This is a genomic window from Salegentibacter agarivorans (genome assembly GCF_900113135.1).
Lineage (GTDB): Bacteria > Bacteroidota > Bacteroidia > Flavobacteriales > Flavobacteriaceae > Salegentibacter > Salegentibacter agarivorans.
The window spans coordinates 17,905-35,745 of record NZ_FOOH01000031.1; the positions used below are offsets into that span (position 1 = coordinate 17,905).

Annotated in this window: 10 protein-coding genes; 9 read left to right on the forward strand and 1 reads right to left on the reverse strand. The window is 38.5% G+C overall.

The features are described 5' to 3' along the window. Window positions 1-18: 18 nt before the first annotated feature. Window positions 19-861 (reverse strand): AraC family transcriptional regulator, encoded by an 843-nt coding sequence (locus BM084_RS16945; protein ID WP_093306208.1) that lies wholly within the window; start codon window positions 859-861, stop codon window positions 19-21. Window positions 862-997: 136 nt separating this feature from the next. Here BM084_RS16945 and BM084_RS16950 point away from each other — a divergent pair, with 136 nt between their 5' ends. The 9 genes from BM084_RS16950 to BM084_RS16990 all read left to right on the forward strand — a co-directional run bounded on the left by BM084_RS16950 (window position 998) and on the right by BM084_RS16990 (window position 17,823). Then, entirely contained in the window at window positions 998-1,915 is a 918-nt protein-coding gene (locus BM084_RS16950) for a dihydrodipicolinate synthase family protein (protein WP_093306210.1), read from the forward strand. A gap of 16 nt (window positions 1,916-1,931) precedes the next feature. Further along, complete coding sequence (locus tag BM084_RS16955) at window positions 1,932-3,500, forward strand: aldehyde dehydrogenase (NADP(+)) (protein ID WP_093306212.1); 1,569 nt, start codon at window positions 1,932-1,934, stop codon at window positions 3,498-3,500. A 6-nt stretch (window positions 3,501-3,506) separates the two neighbouring features. Beyond that, a complete protein-coding gene (locus tag BM084_RS16960) occupies window positions 3,507-4,508 on the forward strand; it encodes a 4-hydroxyproline epimerase (RefSeq protein ID WP_093306214.1) in 1,002 nt (333 codons plus the stop codon). 10 nt (window positions 4,509-4,518) lie between these two features. Further along, window positions 4,519-5,760 (forward strand): NAD(P)/FAD-dependent oxidoreductase, encoded by a 1,242-nt coding sequence (locus BM084_RS16965; protein WP_093306216.1) that lies wholly within the window; start codon window positions 4,519-4,521, stop codon window positions 5,758-5,760. Between the two features lie 150 nt (window positions 5,761-5,910). After that, on the forward strand, window positions 5,911-8,892 hold the full coding sequence (locus tag BM084_RS16970) for a SusC/RagA family TonB-linked outer membrane protein (RefSeq protein ID WP_093306218.1): 2,982 nt from the start codon (window positions 5,911-5,913) through the stop codon (window positions 8,890-8,892). 11 nt (window positions 8,893-8,903) lie between these two features. Next, window positions 8,904-10,487 (forward strand): RagB/SusD family nutrient uptake outer membrane protein, encoded by a 1,584-nt coding sequence (locus BM084_RS16975; protein WP_218152258.1) that lies wholly within the window; start codon window positions 8,904-8,906, stop codon window positions 10,485-10,487. Between the two features lie 319 nt (window positions 10,488-10,806). Beyond that, entirely contained in the window at window positions 10,807-12,948 is a 2,142-nt protein-coding gene (locus BM084_RS16980) for a S9 family peptidase (RefSeq protein ID WP_245764399.1), read from the forward strand. A gap of 43 nt (window positions 12,949-12,991) precedes the next feature. Next, window positions 12,992-16,060 (forward strand): beta-L-arabinofuranosidase domain-containing protein, encoded by a 3,069-nt coding sequence (locus BM084_RS16985; RefSeq protein ID WP_093306223.1) that lies wholly within the window; start codon window positions 12,992-12,994, stop codon window positions 16,058-16,060. 68 nt (window positions 16,061-16,128) lie between these two features. Next, window positions 16,129-17,823 (forward strand): DUF885 family protein, encoded by a 1,695-nt coding sequence (locus BM084_RS16990; protein ID WP_093306225.1) that lies wholly within the window; start codon window positions 16,129-16,131, stop codon window positions 17,821-17,823. Window positions 17,824-17,841: the final 18 nt, after the last annotated feature.

Consider the following 17,841-nt stretch of genomic DNA (forward strand, 5'->3'; position numbering starts at 1 on the left):
GACAAAATTTAAAAGACTTTAATCGGCCTGGTGACGGTATTGCGAAGGGGTTATTCCTTTTAATTCTTTAAACTTCCGGTTAAAATTAGCGATATTCTGAAAACCACATAATTCAGAAATTACTGAAATAGATAGATCGTGATCTTTATAAAGCAACTTACACGCATGGTCTATTCGTATTTCAATTAAAAACTGGAAAAATGTTTTATTAGTTCTTTTTTTAAAATAACGACAAAAAGCATTTTTACTCATAAAAGCAATATCTGCAATATCATCCAGGGAGATACCTTCCTGGAAATTATCCATTGCATATTGAAAAACATCGTTCATTCTTTTACCTTCATCCTCGGTATATTTTTTCCTGTAAACAAAAGAGGAAAGGGGGTTTTTCTCTGAGGAAATCAACCCATTCAATAAGTAAAGAAGAGAGGCAATCCGTTCAATTTTATTTTGATGTTTAAGCTGGTTAAAAAGAATGTAATTATCTTCATTTGCTTTTATTTTCATTCCATATTCAGATTCATCAAAAAATTTTTGAACTCCTGTTAAATCTGTGATATTAAAAAAGTCTTTCCCAAAAGATTTCTTAGTGAAAAATAAAGTATACATCACTGATTTGGGGTGGGCTTTTGCATCACTACGGAAAACGTGTGGTATGTTCTCCCCAATAACCAATATATCGTGGGGTTGGTATTCATTAATACTGTCTCCAACTATTAATGAACCACTCCCTTCCATGATATAACTAATCTGTATTTCCTCATGTTGATGAAGCTTATCGTAGAAGACTATTTCATGGTCTTCCTGATATACCAGCGCTTCTTTTTCAGGCTTCGGAATTTTGAAGGGTAATACTTTCACACTTATTTTTTTGTAAATATTATTAAAAAAAAATCAATAATTCAATTTATATGTTAATATAGTATCAGGTTTGGTTAATGACTACAAATGTTAAGATGATTAATCGATTTATTTTTGTCTTAAAATATATATTATTATGGCAATTAAATGGGAAGGGGTAATGCCCGCAGTGACAACTAAATTCGACGAGAATGATGAGTTGGATTTAATCACCTTTGAAAAGAATATTAACGCACAACTGGAAGCTGGTGTAAGTGGAATCATTTTAGGGGGAACTCTAGGAGAAGCCAGTACACTAACTCCTAAGGAAAAGGAGAGCTTGGTGAAAAAAACATTGGAAATCACCAATGGAAAAGTTCCAGTGATTATAAATATAGCTGAGCAATCCACAAAGGATGCTATTCAGGTTGCTAGGGATGCCGCTACCTGGGGTGCACAAGGGCTTATGCTTTTACCACCTATGCGATATAAAGCTACCGATCGCGAGACGGTAGTGTATTTAAAAGAAATTGCGAAAAGTACTTCACTTCCTATAATGATCTACAATAACCCGGTGGATTATAAGATAGAGATTAGTCTTAAGATGTTTGAAGACTTATTAGCTGAATGTGATAATATTGAGGCCGTAAAAGAATCAACACGCGATATAAGTAATGTTATACGCCTTAAAAATAAGTTTGGTGACCGTTTAAAAGTTTTATGTGGTGTTGACACTCTGGCGTTGGAAAGTATGGTTTCCGGGGCCGATGGTTGGGTCGCGGGCTTAGTCGCTGCATATCCAGAGGAAACAGTAGCCATTTACAAGTTGGTTAAGGCAGGGGATTTAAAGGAAGCTTTGAGGGTTTATAGATGGTTCATGCCGCTCTTGGAACTTGATATTTCTCCCCAATTGGTACAAAATATAAAACTGGCCGAAGTGGCAACTGGTCTGGGAACTGAGAATGTAAGGGCTCCAAGATTACAACTTGAAGGTGCAGAACGTAAGCGTGTTTTGTCTGTTATCGAGGATGCTATGGCAAAAAGACCTACACTAGTAGATTATAAATCATTATAAACCAAAAAAAGAAAGCATGATTACAGGGAAAAATTATATAGGAGAAGAGCTTTCCAATAACGGAAATATAAAGTTTAGAACTTTTAATCCAAGAGAAAATAAGGAAACCAGTCCAACTTTTTATGAAGCTTCCAAGGAGGAAGTTAATCTTGCAGTGGAAAAGGCAAACAAGGCATTTGAATTATATAAGAATAAAACTAATAGTGAGATTGCTGAATTTCTTGAAGCAATAGCATTAGCATTAGAAGCAAATGGTGAAGCACTCAAAGCCGTATACAGGGAAGAATCCGGCCTTCCGGAAGGAAGATCAAATGGTGAGTTTGCCAGGACCACAGCGCAGTTAAGAGCCTTTGCAGAAATGCTTAAGGAGGGTAGTTGGGTTGATGCAATTATCAGTAATCCAGAGGGAAAACCAGATATTCGAAGAATGCAAATCCCTTATGGGCCAGTAGCTGTGTTTGGAGCCAGTAACTTTCCTTTTGCTTTTTCAACTGCCGGTGGTGATACTGCCAGTGCATTAGCTTCTGGCTCCCCTGTAGTAGTGAAATCCCATCCTTTACATGCAGGAACTGGGGAACTGGTTGCTGAAGCGATAATTAAAGCTGCTAAGAAAACGGGGATGCCTGATGGTGTTTTTTCCAACCTTAACAGTAAAGGAATTGAAGTAGGAGAGTGGTTGGTAAAACATCCCAAAATCAAGTCGGTAGGATTTACCGGTAGTTATAAAGCAGGTACTGCACTTTCAAAATTAGCCGCAGCAAGACCAGAACCTATCCCGGTGTTTGCTGAAATGGGAAGTGTTAATCCAGTAGTCGCTTTACCTTCCTCTCTGGAAGAGAAAGGTGAGGAATGGGCTGAACAGTATGCAGGATCTATTACAGCTGGGTGTGGTCAATTTTGTACCAATCCAGGGTTAATCCTTGGTATAGAGAGTCCGGCATTAGACAGTTTTATTGAAAAATTAGGAAAGAATCTAGCGAATATTGCTCCAGATGTTATGTTAAGCCCTGGAATCCAAGGGCAATATGAAACCTCAAAATCTGGTGTATTATCTCAGGAAGGTTATAATCTGGTAGGGAAATACGATGGGGAGATCCAACCTAACTTTGGAAGGCAGGAAGTAATTTCTGTTACAGGGGAAGCCTTTCTTGAGAATACTCATTTTCATAAAGAGGTATTTGGACCTTTTTCAGTAATAGTAAAATGTAAGAATAAAAACCAATTAAATGAGGTGCTCCGGCAATTAGAAGGCCAACTCACCGGAACGGTATTAAATTCCGATCAAAAGGAACTTCAGCAATATAAAGATGTTATTGATTCCCTTACAACTACTGTAGGTCGGATTATATTCAACAGCGTACCTACAGGAGTTGAAGTGTGCGCAGCGATGACTCACGGTGGACCATTCCCGGCTACTTCAAACGCGAAATTTACCTCAGTTGGATTGACCGCGGTACAACGGTGGGTGCGTCCGATTTCGTATCAGGATTGGCCGGATGAGTTACTACCAAACTCGCTAAAGGATAAAAATCCATTAGGGATTTTGAGAAATATTAATGGAAAATATACAACAGATAGCTTATAGAAATTAATGGCAAGAAAAACTTTTTTTTGTGTGGATGCCCATACCTGTGGGAACCCTGTGAGGGTAGTAGCTGGTGGTGGTCCTTTCATTGAAGGAAAAACCATGAGTGAAAAGAGGCAAAATTTTATGCGAGAATATGATTGGATTAGGAGGGGTTTAATGTTTGAACCTAGGGGCCATGATATGATGAGTGGGAGCATTTTGTTCCCGCCATCAGATCCCCAAAATGATTGTGGTATTCTTTTTATTGAAACTAGTGGCTGTCTGCCTATGTGTGGACACGGTACCATTGGTACGGTAACCGTGGCAATTGAAGAAGGTCTGGTTACACCGAAAAAACCAGGTATTCTACGCCTCGAAACACCGGCTGGCCTTGTAAAAGTTACTTATAAGCAGGAAGGAAAAAAAGTAAAATCTGTCAAAATTGTCAATATTAAATCTTACCTGGCTAAAGAGAATATCACTGTAAACTCCAGTGATTTGGGTGATTTAATCGTAGATGTTTCCTATGGTGGAAATTTCTATGCTATTGTAGAAGTCCAGGATAACTTTAAAGGACTTGAACACTACCAGGCAAGTGAATTGATAACCTGGAGCCGGGAACTTCGAAATAATTTGAATGCCGAACATAGCTTCGTGCACCCTGAAGACCCAACGATCAATGGACTAAGTCATATTCAGTGGACAGGTTCCGTAATAAATGAAAATTCCACCGCTAGAAATGCAGTTTTTTATGGAGATAAAGCAATTGACCGTTCTCCATGTGGAACAGGTACATCTGCAAGAATGGCGCAGTGGTATGCAAAAGGTAAATTAAAAATGGGTGATGAATTTATCCATGAAAGTATAATTGGAAGCAGGTTTATTGGGAGAATAGAAGAAGAAACAGAATTGGCTGGAATTAAATCAATTATTCCCAGTATAGAAGGGTGGGCAATGGTAACAGGCTATAATAATATAGTAATCGATGATGATGATCCCTATGCCCATGGGTTTCAGGTACTTTAATATTTAGAACATGAAAAAAGTTGCAATTATTGGCGGTGGCATTACAGGCTTATGTTCAGCATACTACTTAATAAAAGAAGGGTATAAAGTGACTATTATTGATAAAGGAGATATTACTGGGGGCGCTTCTTTTATTAATGCCGGTTATGTTACACCAAGCCATTTTAAACCTATTGCAGAACCCGGGATGATTACCCAAGGCATTAAATGGATGTTTAATAGTTCCAGTCCTTTTTATATTAAACCCCGTTGGGATATGGAATTTTTTAAATGGGCTTGGTATTTTAAAAAGTCATCAACAAGGAAGAATGTAGAAAAGGCAATTCCAGTTCTGGTTGAGCTAAACCTTAAAAGCCGGGATCTCTATATGGAAATGTTGGAGACCCTCGATTTTGACTTTCATATGGAAAAGAAAGGTTTGCTCATGATTTATAAAACCGCTAAGAATCAGGATCACGAACTAAAATTGGCAGAGAGAGGAAAGGATTTGGGATTAGAGGTCTCTGTATTGGATAAAGTGGGTATTAAAGCAATCGAACCAGGTTTGAAAGAAGATGTATTAGGTGGGGTACATTATTTATGTGACACCCATAGTACGCCAAATATATTTATGAAGAATCTAAAAAAATGGTTAGTAGATAATGGAACCAATTTTATCTTAGAAAAAAATGTCACCGGATTTAAAACAGAAGAAAATAGTCTCAAAGCTATGATCACTGAAACTGAAAGTATTGAAGCAGATGAATTTTTGGTGGCTACCGGTAGTTGGACTTTTGAAATGACAAAGCAGCTAGGTATAAATATTCCTATTCAACCAGGGAAGGGCTATAGTATGGATGTTTTTAGAAAAACTGATATTAAATTACCAGCTATATTAACAGAAGCCAAGGTTGCCGTGACACCCATGCAAAACTTCACACGTTTTGCAGGAACTATGGAGTTTTCAGGAAATAATTCTAGTATCCAGACCAATAGGGTGGAAACCATTGCCAACGCAGCATCTAATTTTTACAAAGATTTAACAATAACTGAAAAAGAAAAAAAATTAGCCACAAGTGGCTTAAGACCGGTATCCCCAGATGGTTTACCCTTTATCGGAAAGTCCTCGAAATATAGCAACCTTAGTATTGCCTCGGGTCACGCTATGATGGGTTGGAGCTTAGGACCCGTCACCGGAAAATTAATTTCAGAAATTATTGGAAACCGTAAAACCTCCGTGTCTATAAGTCCATTTAATTTAGAGCGCTTTTAAAAACATCCTGACTATTTATGTGTTAAGATAGTATTAATTGTCGCTAACTTTATGTTAAGTCTTGTATAAGACTAATTGTAAGTTTACAAATAAGGAATAGAAAACTAAACGTTTGATATTCTCTACTGCTAACTTTATAAACTTACGATTATGATAAACCAACTTTTTTTAATCAAATTCATCAGAAGAAAATCTTTTCTTTGTTTTTTTCTATTCTTTTTAGTGAGTTACTTTGCGCATTCACAGGTTTCTTTAACAGGTTCTGTTCAGGACGAAGATGGAATGCCTATTCCAGGAGTTTCAGTTATAGAAAAAAATACTGGAAATGGAACAGTAACCGATTTTGATGGTAATTTTCAGCTAAATACCATCTCTGAAAATCCTGTCTTAACTTTTTCCTTTGTCGGGTATGAAACTCAGGAGGTAAATTTCTCAGAACAAACCAATTTAAATATAATACTCAAAGAGGATTTATCGGCTTTAAATGAAGTGGTGGTTATTGGGTATGGTACGCAAAAAAGGGCAGACGTTACCAGTGCAGTTGCTACGGTGAAATCAGAAGAATTTATCCAGGGAAATGTTAACGATGCCGCACAACTAATACAAGGTAAGGTCGCGGGTTTGTCTGTTTCTACTCCTTCAGGAGATCCCACCCAGGGAGCGCAAATTATGCTTAGGGGTATCTCTTCTATAAGTGGAAGTTCACAACCCCTGATTCTTATTGATGGGGTTCCAGGAAACCTTCAAACTGTTGCGCCGGAAGATATTGCTTCTATAGACGTATTAAAGGACGGTTCAGCAACAGCTATTTATGGAACGCGGGGAACCAATGGAGTGGTTATAATAACAACCAAGGATGCCGGGATGGAAATTGCTCCAACCATTGATTATAATGGGTATATGACATTATCCCAAATCAATAATAAAATGGACTTTTTAGACGCATCAGAATTAAGACAGAAGTTTGATGAAGGATATACCTTTAACGGATCCAATGTTGAAGATTTTGGAGCGAATACCGACTGGCTGGATGAAATAACAAGAGATGCACTTAGCCAGGTACATAACCTAATTTTTCGAGGTGGGAACAAAACAACGAATCTCACAGCTTCACTCAATTATAGGGATAATGAAGGAATTTTTATAAAAACGAATAACAAGCGATATTCTGCCAGAATTGATGTGAATCATAACATGTTCGATAATAGATTAAAATCCAATTTTAATATAATAACAAGTGAACAGGAATTTTTTGCAGGCGGGGATGGTGCTAGTTTTAACCCGTATGTATACAGGCAGGCATTAATTCGAAATCCCACAGAACCGGTAAAAAATGAAGATGGTACTTGGTATGAAAGGGATGTTTACTTTTATGATAACCCTGTTGCTTATTTAGAGGAAACTGATGGAAAAAATCGTTATCGGAATTTAAGAGTAACGGGAAGTCTAAGTTATGAACCCATTGAAGACCTAGTAATTCAGGGTTTATATACCAGAAAAGGTAATTATAATATACGAGGATTTTATCAAACAAAAAATCACGTCTCTACCACGAAGAATGGATTAGAGGGATATGCCTCCCGTGGGACCGATGATTATATCGGTAATTATGGTCAAATAACTGTAGATTACAAGAAGAATTGGGGAGATCATAAATTTACCGCCCTGGGAGGATATAACTATGAGGATAATACCTATGAAGGTTTTTACGCTACCAACAGGAATTTTCCGACTGATGCCTATACCTATAATAATATAGGTATAGGACAAGGCTTGCCATTGGGTGAAGCCGGAATGGGAAGCTCTAAAAGTTCAGATAAATTGATCGCCTTCTTTTCCCGTCTTACCTATAATTATGCAGATAAGTACTTACTAATGGCTAGTATTCGTCACGAAGGTTCTTCAAGATTCGGAGCGGAAAATAAATGGGGTAGTTTCCCAGGTATATCGGCAGGATGGCGTATGAACGAAGAAGAATTTCTTAAAGATGTATCCTGGATAGATAACATTAAATTAAGGGCTGGTTTTGGGGTTACAGGAATTAATGCCGGAAGCTCTTATCAATCTTTAAGTAGTTTGAATTACGATAGCTATTTTCTTTACAATAACCGTTGGATAAGAGAACTAATTCCTGCGCGAAATCCTAACCCAGATCTACGTTGGGAAAAGAAAGAAGAATTTAACGCAGGGGTGGATTTCAGTTTTTTTGGAGGCCGGTTAGGAGGTGCTCTTGATTATTATAACAGAACTACGAAAGATGCTCTTTACGATTATGATGTTCCTGTTCCTCCTTATCTATATGGAAGTATCACTGCAAACGTAGCACAACTTAAAAACGAAGGGTTTGAAGCCCTTATAAATTTCGTTCCTGTTCAGACGGAAGATTTCCAATGGAGTGGAAATATGACATATTCAACCAATAGAAATGAATTACTCTCTATTTCAAATGATCAATTTGAAACTACTAACGATTTCTTCTATACCGGTTATGTGGGAGAACCTATTCAAATTTCAAGTCATATTGTCCAGGTTGGAGAGAGCATTGGTAATTTTTACGGTTTAAAGAGTGTGGATATTAACGAGGACGGTGTCTTTATGATTGAAACTCCCGATGGGGACATAATCCCGGCAACTGAATCTGATGCCTCTGATAGGCAAATTTTAGGAAACGGCTTACCCGAGCACTATGTGAGTTGGAATAATACCTTTAATTATAAAAATTGGGATCTGAACGTTAATATGCGAGGTGCATTTGGCTATCAGATTCTTAATTCACAACGGATGTTTTATGAGAATCCTACAGTAGGTTATAATGTTCTGGATACCGCATTTGATGAAATCTATGGAAAAGCTGTTTTGGCCGATGTGCAGCGATATGTTAGTCATTATCTGGAAGATGGGGATTTCTGGAAGATAGATAACATTACGCTGGGCTATACCTTCAATACAGAAAATATTGATTTTTTACAGAATTTGAGACTATACGCAACCGGTCTTAACCTGATAACCATTACAGGTTATGAAGGAATTGATCCGGAGGTTAACCGCTCAGGGCTTGCACCGGGAATTGATAGTCGTGATAAATATCCTACTAATAGGTCGTTCACCCTTGGTGTAAACTTAACTTTTTAAAAATTACAATTATGAAAATGTTGAACAATATAAATTTTAAAATCGTACTATTTCTCCTGTTTGGTTTTACTATCACTGGATGTACCAATCTTGATGAAGAAGTGTTTTCCGAAATTACAGAGGATTCTTTTGTACCGGCAGAAGAGGACATTGTAGCGCTATCTGCCTCGGCATATACCCCTTTAAGATATATTATGGGGTGGCAAGGATTATTTGACCTGCAAGAAGAATCAGCAGATATTTTCGTCACACCAACTAGGCCTAATGGCTGGGATGATGGAGGTGTATATAAGCGTATGCATTTTCATACGTGGAATGAAACACAATGGCAGCCGCGTAATACCTGGATCACTTGTTTTAATGGAATAAATAATATCAACCGGGTCATTTCACAATTGGAATCCGGTGACTTACCGGTGAGTGCCGAACAGGCAAATGCTGTGATTGCTGAAATGCGCGGAGTAAGGGCATTATATTATTCTATCCTTTTAGATACACACGGCAATGTGCCAATTCTAGAGGATTTTAGTGATGAAATACCACAGCAAAGGTCAAGGCAGGAAGTTTATGATTTCGTAGTATCGGAGCTAAATTCAGTTATACCCGAATTAACTGAAACCGTTGATCAGAGTACTTATGGTAGACTTACCAAATGGGGGACTTATCAATTGCTGGCGAGAGTTTACCTAAATGCAGAGGTGTATACAGGTACAGCGCAGTGGGAGAAAAGTTTAGAAGCCAGTAACCAAATCATTAATTCTGGCAAATATTCTCTGGACTCCAATTACAGTAATATTTTTACAACCGAGAATCAGAATTCCCCGGAAATTGTATTCGCTGTGCCTTATGATTATATCTATGCTACAGAATGGAGCCAACATATGAAGATGTTATTACCTAGTCATAGAGATGTTTTTAATATGCAAGCACAACCCTGGGGCGGTTCCAGTGCTAATCCGCAGTTTATTGACAGTTATGAAGAAGGCGACCTTAGGCTCGAGAACACCTGGCTAATGGGAGATCAATTAGATGCAGACACTGGTGAAGTATTGTTCACACTAATCAATGAAATCCCTAGTATTTATGAGAGTGATGGTACTGATGGTTTTAGATGTAAAAAGTATAATATAGAGGCAGGAGCAACAGGTAGTCTAAGCAATGATTTTCCATATTTCAGGTACACTGATGTCTTAATGATGAAAGCGGAAGCCTTATTAAGGATTGGCAACAGTGCGGAAGCCGCGGAAATAGTTTCCGAGGTGCGTTCAAGATCATTCGATAACCCAGAGGTTGCTACGGTAACTGGAGAAGAACTCGAAGGGGATACTACTTTTGAATACGGAACCCTGGATGAGAATGGCAATATTGAAGACCCAGGAGATCAAAGTCCTGTTCAGTATGGACGTTTCTTAGATGAGCTGGGATGGGAATTTGCTGCAGAAGCCAGAAGGAGAACAGACTTAATAAGGTTTGGTGTCTACCAGACAAAAAACTGGTTTAACCATGTTCCTCAGGGAGACCATACGACACTTTTTCCAATTGGTTTGGAAGAACTAAATACGAATACTAACCTTCAACAAAATCCTGGATATTAGTTCGTTAGTTAGTTAAGTGTATTTTTATAGTTTGAGTTAATGTCAGGTCAACGAAGTGCTATATGCACTTCGTTGCTTTTAACAATCTATATTATAAGTGGCCTTATATCATATAATAAGTTTCAGGGATGTTAATATTGTATTATATGTTGATAATATTTGGTGTGTTAGATCACTTTTCCAAGCTTACTTTTAATCTATGCGAATAATTAAGAAATTTTATATTTTTAGTCTTGCTTTTTTTAGTCTTTTTTCATTTAGTACTTTGCTAGCTCAGGGAAAGATTGAAGATTACAAGAGAGCAAATTCAATCGATACTTTGTTCAAAAATAAAGTATTTAATACGCCCGATTCATTTCAATGGGTGAATGAGAAAGAATTCTGGTATAAAAATAACTCTGAAAATACAGATGAATATTTACTTGTTGATGCCAAGTTGAAATCTCAAAAAGAGGCTTTCGATCATATCCGGCTTGCCGGAGCTCTAAGCGAGGTATTAGATGAAGAAGTAAAACCTACCTCTATAAAAATTTCAGAATTGAATTTTACGGAAGATGAGCAGTACCTTGATTTCCAAAATGATTCTCTAAAATTTCGCTTAAATTTATCCGATTACCATCTTGCCGTTACCGGTTCTGTAAATAAGAAAGAGCAGGAAAAAAGATATTGGGGAGATCGTCGTGAAAAGGAGAAAAAGGAGCCAGTTCCTTCGTCAAACGGACAATATAAAGCATTTATTAAAAATTTCAACCTTTTTTTAGTGGATAAAAACAGTGGTGAGGAAGAACAATTAAGTTTTGATGGATCCAAAGGGTTTTACTATTCTCCTAATATTATTTGGTCACCCGACAGTAAAAAAATCCTGGCTTATAAAGTAAAACCTAGACAGGAACATAAAATCTATTTTGTAGAATCGAGTCCCGAAGAACAGCTTCAACCAAAATTACAGTCCAGGGATTATTTAAAACCGGGGGATGAGTTGGATTTTAAAAGTCCCCAGCTCTTCCATGTTAGTGAAAAGAAACATATCCCGATTCCTAGTGATCTTTTTGCTTCTCAATATAACCTCTTTAATTATAAATGGTTTGATGATAGTTCAGCTTTTACTTTTGAATATAATCAACGAGGTCACCAGGTATACCGAATTTTAAAAGTAAATGCTGAAACCGGGAAGGTTGAGGTAATTATTGACGAAACCAGCCCGACTTTTATCGATTATAGCGGGAAAAGGTATCGATACGATGTGGAGGGGGAAAATGAAATTATTTGGGCATCAGAACGGGACGGTTATAACCATTTATATCTATATGATGCTGTAACAGGGAAAATAAAAAACCAGGTGACTTCAGGGGATTGGCCTGTTAGGAAAGTCCTTGAAATTGATGATGACAAACGACAAATTTATTTTACAGCCAGTGGTTTCGACAATGACCAGGATCCATACTTAATTCATTATTTTCGAATTGATTTTGATGGTCGCAACCTCACCCGGATTACCTCCGAAAACGGAAATCATAAAGTTACTTTTTCACCAGATCATAAATATTATGTAGATCAGTATTCCCGGGTAGATTTACCCCCGGTTACTGTACTTAAGCAAACCGGAAAGAAGAAGCCGATAATGGAACTTCAAATGGCGGATATTTCAGCTTTAGAAAAGAATAACTGGAAAATGCCCGAGGTTTTTACCGCAAAAGGTCGGGATGGTACAACAGATATTTGGGGCGTGATTGTCAGGCCCACAAATTTTGATCCTAATAAAACTTACCCCATTATTGAATATATATATGCAGGGCCTCATAGCTCCTTTGTTCCAAAGGAATTTCACTCCCAATATAGCACATTACAACCATTAGCCGAATTAGGTTTCATAGTGGTACAAATTGATGGGATGGGGACATCGAATCGGTCTAAAGCTTTTCACGACGTTTGCTGGCAAAATTTAAAAGACTCTGGTTTTCCTGATCGTAAACTATGGATCAAAGCAGCTGCTGAAAAATATCCTTATATGGATGACGAAAGAGTCGGGATTAGGGGTACTTCTGCCGGGGGGCAAAGTGCTGGTGCAGCTCTGGTATTTAATTCAGATTTTTATGATGTTGCGGTTGCCTCATGTGGATGTCATGACAACCGTATGGATAAAATTTGGTGGAATGAACAATGGATGGGATATCCAATTGGTCCTCATTATGCAGCCTCTTCAAATATTGAACATGCGGATAAATTAAAAGGGAATTTGATGTTAATTGTAGGGGAAGTTGATGATAATGTAGACCCGGCATCCACTATGCAGTTCGCAGATGCATTAATCAAAGCTAATAAAGACTTTGAACTGGTTGTTCTGCCTGGAGAATCCCATACCTCCGGGGGAGAGTTTGGAGAACGTAAACGAAGAGATTTTTTTGTAGAACACCTATTAAACGTTAAGCCACCGTCGTGGGACAAAATTTACCAGGATTAACTTCGCTTGACCAGGAATAATATAGTTGAAAATTTATTTAATAATGAGAGTAGCCAATAGAATACCAATTTATTTAAGCCTGATTTTAGTTGCTTGTTCTGGAATTATATTTCCTACCCAGGCCCAATCCGGTGATCAAATCCTGGATGGAATAGGCGAAACGGGATTAATAGCACGTTACGTGCTGGACGGAGATGTCAGGGATTGGTCCCGGAACAACCTTCACGCTGAATTAAATGGCCAATATGAGTTTGTCAATGATGAAAAGTTTGGTAAAGTTCTTTCCCTGCCTGGTAAAGGAAAAGCTTATATGGCTATTCCCGGGGAGGCTTTAAATGGAGAGGAATCCTTCAGTATAACCGGGTGGGTATTTTTACGGTCTTCAGAATCTAATCAGCAATTCTTTGATTTTGGTAAAAGTAGGAAGAACCATTTTTCTGCCTCACCTACCGGGTCGAAAAAGCAGGAAGGATTCCAGGCTCAGATTGTTATGGGAGATAAGAAGAAACAGAGTCTGGCTGCCCCTTTAGTGAATACTAATAAATGGGTTCATTTGGCGGTGGTGGTTGATTTTCCCTCACAAACCCTTACGGCATATTTGGATGGTAAACCCGTAGGCAAGAAAGAAAATACAACAATAGATCTCCAGGAATTATTCGATAGTAAATCAACAGAAAATTTACTCTTGGTGGGTAAATCCCTGGTGCCTGGGCATCCTTATCTTAATGCGAGCTTGCATGATATCAGGTTGTACCGAATTCCATTAAGAGATGGACAGGTTTCGAGAATATATAATAATTCCACAGGAGATGGTAGTAGTCTTGTCAATGAAGGAGAAGAAAAGGAAGATAACCTCCAAAGGTTTTCCAAAACCGCTCCACAACTTTATAATAAATACCTTAAAAGCGTATCCGACCTAATGGTTGAGACAGAGGTGGGCCAGATGCCAAGGTTACCCCGTTATGTAGATGGGGTTTATCAGGATGGTATAGAGGGACCTGAGGTACGGGTACTTTGGCCGGCACCAAATGACAATAGTTCAGTTCTTAAGCCGGGAAAGTATGTAGTGGAAGGTCGAATCCCTGGTACAAATATACGGCCAAAAGCCACGGTTATTGTTAATGCAGCTAAATTAGAGGCTGCAGCTGCACCAAACCGCAGGCTGGAGGCATTCGGGTTAAATCAGGTTTCTTTGAACCCTGATGTTAATGGAGATGATTCCAAGTTTATTGAGAACCGTGACAAATTTGTATTAACCTTAGCGGAAACCAATCCTGATTCTTTCTTATATATGTTCCGTAATGCTTTTGGCCAGGAACAGCCGGAAGGTGCAGAGCCATTGGGAGTATGGGATAGCCAGGAAACTAAGTTGCGGGGACATGCTACGGGCCATTATTTAACAGCCATCGCCCAGGCCTATGCGAGCACTGGTTACGATGAATCACTTAAGGATAATTTTGCGGAGAAGATGGAGTATATGGTCAATACCTTGTATGAATTATCTCAGCTTTCTGGACGTAAAGCGAAAACGAGTAAAGAATTTGTTTCTGACCCAACCGCTGTGCCAACCGGTCCGGGTAAATCAGAATATAACTCCGATCTTAGTGAAGAGGGAATTCGTACTGATTACTGGAACTGGGGAGAAGGGTATATTAGTGCTTATCCACCAGACCAGTTTATTATGTTGGAGAAGGGTGCCTCTTATGGGGGGCAGGAGGATCAGGTTTGGGCTCCTTACTACACCCTGCATAAAATTTTAGCAGGCCTGATGGATATTTATGAAGTAAGTGGAAATGAGAAAGCCCTTGCAATAGCCAGGGGAATGAGTGACTGGGTAAATTTGCGATTAAGTGAGCTACCTACCGAGACTCTTATCAGTATGTGGAATACATATATAGCAGGGGAATATGGGGGTATGAACGAGGCAATGGCCCGTTTGTATAGGATCACCAATGAACCGAGTTACCTTAAAGGGGCCCAATTATTCGATAATATTAAAGTATTCTTTGGTGATGCACAGCATTCACACGGGTTGGCTGAAAATGTTGATTCCTTCCGAGGACTGCATGCCAACCAGCACATACCACAAATCGTAGGAGCCCTTGAAACTTACCGCGGTTCTGGTTCACCTGAATATTTTCAAGTAGCCGATAATTTTTGGTTCAAGGCGAAGAATGATTACATGTACAGTATTGGAGGGGTTGCTGGTGCTAGAAATCCGGTAAATGCAGAGTGTTTTGTTAGCCAGCCGGCTACACTCTATGAAAATGGTTTTTCTGAGGGAGGGCAAAATGAAACATGTGCTACCTATAATATGCTTAAATTAAGTAGAGATCTATTCCTGTATGATCAGCGCACAGAGTTAATGGATTATTATGAGCGAGGATTGTATAATCATATCCTTGCCTCTGTAGCAGAGGATAGCCCGGCTAATACATACCATGTCCCACTCCGGCCCGGCTCCATTAAACATTTTGGAAATCCGGATATGAAGGGTTTTACATGTTGTAACGGGACAGCTATTGAAAGCAGCACCAAATTACAAAACTCTATTTATTTTAAGAATAGGGATAACCAGGCCCTCTATGTGAACCTTTTTGTTCCTTCCACTCTAAATTGGACAGAACGGAATATACGGGTGGAACAAACTACAGCATTTCCCAAAGAAGATCATACCCAACTAAGAATAAGTGGAGAGGGGAAGTTTGATCTGAATATAAGAGTGCCCCAATGGGCCACTAAGGGATTTTTTGTCAAGATCAATGGTAAGAAGGAAAATGTTGCTGCCGTCCCAGGAAGCTACCTAAAACTTAGTCGTGAGTGGAAGGATGGTGATACGGTAGAATTACAAATGCCATTCGCATTTCATTTAGATCCTGTTATGGATCAGCCAAATGTTGCCAGTTTATTTTATGGTCCTGTATTGTTGGCAGCACAGGAAAGTGAACCACGAGAAGAATGGCGAAAAGTAGTTTTAAATGCTAAGGATTTAAGCAGTTCCATTGAGGGCGACCCGGGCAAATTGCATTTCACTATTGACGGGGTTGTTTTCAAGCCCTTCTATGAAACCTATGGGCGTCATTCCGTTTACCTGGATGTTGAATTGAAATAAATAATAAAGCCAGTATAGCGCTTTGAAAGTTAAAAAGCTTGGAATAGGTCAAAATTATAGGTCATATTATGAAAAGACTCATTAGCACATTTATAATTTTTCTCACAATATGTAGTGTTAGCTCTGCTAATGAAATGGTAGATATTATTAACACTTTTAAAGCAGATAAAAATGCCCTAAGAGGAACTTATACCATTAAGGAATCTGAAGAATATTATCAACGCTTTTTCCAGTTTTATGATAATTGGGAAAACAGGATTAAAGAAATTAAATTTAAGGATCTTACACCAACTGAAAAGGTAGATTATGTTTTGCTGAAAAACCTGATCGAAAAAGAAGGCTATTTATTAAACCAGGATTATAAAGCTTTTGAAGAGGTAGCTTCCGTAGCGGATTTTACTGAAATTTTATTTCCGTTTATCCAGGAAAGGAGGCGGGGAAAGCAGCCAGATGCCAAGGTGTTGGCTCAGCAGTTTAAAAAGGCTGAAGAAATTATTCAAACGAAAATAAAACAACTTGAAAACGATAAATTCCAGGATTGGCTTATAGCCGAAAAAGCAGCTGGGATTGTCACTTCATTTCAGCAAGGTTTAAAAGAAGCTTATAATTTTTATTATGCATATGACCCGGATTTTACGTGGTGGATGGAATCCCCTTACAAATCTCTAGATGAAGACCTCACCAAGTATTCAGACTTTTTAAAAGAAAATTATTCTAAAGAAAGTATAAAGGATGACGGAAGCGGTATAATTGGGAAACCGGTGGGTAGAAAAACTCTTATTCGGAACCTAGAATATGAATTTATTCCATATACCCCGGAAGAACTCATTGAAACTGCTGAAAAACAGTTTGAGTGGTGTAAGCAGGAAATGATTAAGGCTTCCCAGGAAATGGGTTATGGCAATGACTGGAAGGCAGCTTTGGAACATGTGAAAAATACATATGTTGAACCTGGTAAGCAGCCGGAAGCAATTAAAGATTTGTATGATCATTCGGTAGATTTTATTGAAAAGCGCGACCTTATAACTTTTCCCGAGATGGCGAAAGAGACCTGGGGCATGATCATGATGACCCCGGAACGCCAAAAAGTGAACCCTTTCTTTACAGGTGGTTGGGAAATTAGTATTTCTTACCCTACGCAAGGGATGTCCCACGAAGATAAGCTAATGAGCATGAGGGGAAACAATCCTAATTTTTCTTTTCCTACAGTGCAACATGAACTTCTGCCTGGTCATAACCTCCAGTTTTATATGAATGCCCGTCATAAACCTTACAGGAGTGTTTTTGGTACCCCGTTCTGGATGGAGGGTTGGGCACTTTATTGGGAAATTAACCTTTGGAATAAGGATTTTCCAAGAACACCAGAAGAAAAAATGGGAATGTTGTTTTGGAGAATTCACAGGTGTGCTAGAATTATATTTTCCCTTAAATATCAATTGGGAGAATGGACTCCACAAGAATGTATAGATATGTTAGTTGATGAAGTAGGACACGAGTATGCCAATGCAGAAGCCGAGGTACGCAGGTCTTTTGCAACTTCTTATACGCCGCCATTATACCAGCTGGCATATATGGTGGGGGGACTTCAATTTTATGCCCTACGCAATGAATTACTCGAAAAAGGCTGGACAGAAAAGCAATTCCATGATCGGGTTATGCAGGAAAATATGATGCCGGTTTCAGTGCTTCGGTTCCTTTTGGAAAATAAAGAAATACCTGAAGATTATAAAGCGAGCTGGAAATTCTCAACTGACTTTAAATAATTAGTAGATTCATCCAAA